The sequence below is a fragment of the Galbitalea sp. SE-J8 genome (assembly GCF_030345695.1).
Taxonomy (GTDB): Bacteria; Actinomycetota; Actinomycetes; order Actinomycetales; family Microbacteriaceae; genus JAUASV01.
Genome location: NZ_JAUASV010000050.1, coordinates 1 through 1,118 on the forward strand (window position 1 = coordinate 1; position 1,118 = coordinate 1,118).

The 1,118-nt window shown below is 76.1% G+C and carries 1 protein-coding gene; it reads right to left on the bottom strand.

Going from position 1 to position 1,118, the window contains the following annotated elements; genetic code table 11:
* On the bottom strand, window positions 1-1,118 hold a 1,118-nt coding region (locus tag QT381_RS15705; RefSeq protein ID WP_289249968.1), incomplete at both ends, for a glycosyltransferase.

A 1,118-nucleotide genomic window follows, 5' to 3' on the forward strand; every position in this document is an offset into this window, starting at 1 on the left:
GCCGGCCGAGCGCGGGCCGGCGCCGCCGGCCGCGCCCGGGCCAGCGCCGCCGGGCGCGCCCGGGTTCACGTCGCCGGCCACCGGCGCGGCGCCGGACGCAGCACGCTCGATCGTGCGCACGGCGGCGAGCGCCTCGTCGGGCGCGTCGGCGAGCGCCTCGACGTTCGGCCGCGGCGCGTGGCGCGCCTCGGCGAGCCCGGCGCGGAATCCGGCGCCGAGCAGCGCGCGGTCGCTCGAGCGCAGCACGGTCCGTCCCCAGCGCAGGGCGCTCGACCCCGCGTACGCCGCCCACTCGAGCGGGTCGAGGGCGCGGGAGCGGCCGAACATCCAGAGCTTGTTGCGCACCTCGTTGCGGAATCGCGGACCGGGGTCGGCATCCGTCGATCCGAACACCGCGGTCTTGTGCACGACGAGGCTCGCGGGCACGAAGTAGCCCGTGTGACGGCGCAGGATGCGCGCGGTGTACTCGAAGTCGTCGTTCCAGAGGAAGTAGTCGGCGACCGGCAGGCCGAGCTCCCGCACGGCGCGCGCGTCGACGAGCAGCGACACGAAGCTCAGTGAGCGCACCGGCACGGCGCCGTGCGCGGCGGCCGCCTCGATCGTCGAGCGGCTCGCGAACGGACGCCGCCGCGGCTCGTTCATCGGATGCGGTCGCCCGTCGGTCCACAGCGCGCGCGACCCGAACAGCCGCGCGCTCGCCGGCGCGCGGCGCTGCACCGCGAGCAGTTCCTCGAGCGCGGTATCGGTCGGCACGGTGTCGTCGTCCATGATCCAGACCAGGTCGGCGCGCTCGGTCTCCACGGCGACCGCGATGCCGACCGCGAACCCGCCCGCGCCGCCCGTGTTCCGCTCGAGACGGATGAGACGGACGGGACCGGCCGGACGGGGCGAGAGAGCGGGTGCGATTGCGGGTGCGATCGCCGGTGCGTCGGGACCGACCGCGGCATCCGGTACCGGCGCCCCGGGACCGGCCACGGCATCCGTCACCGGCGTGGGCTGCTCGACCGAGACGGGCTCGTCGGACGCGTTGTCGACGACCACGATGCCGTCGACGGGGCGGCTCTGCGCACGGATGGCGGCGAGCGCCTCGGCGAACAGCGCGGGGCGGTTGTACGTCA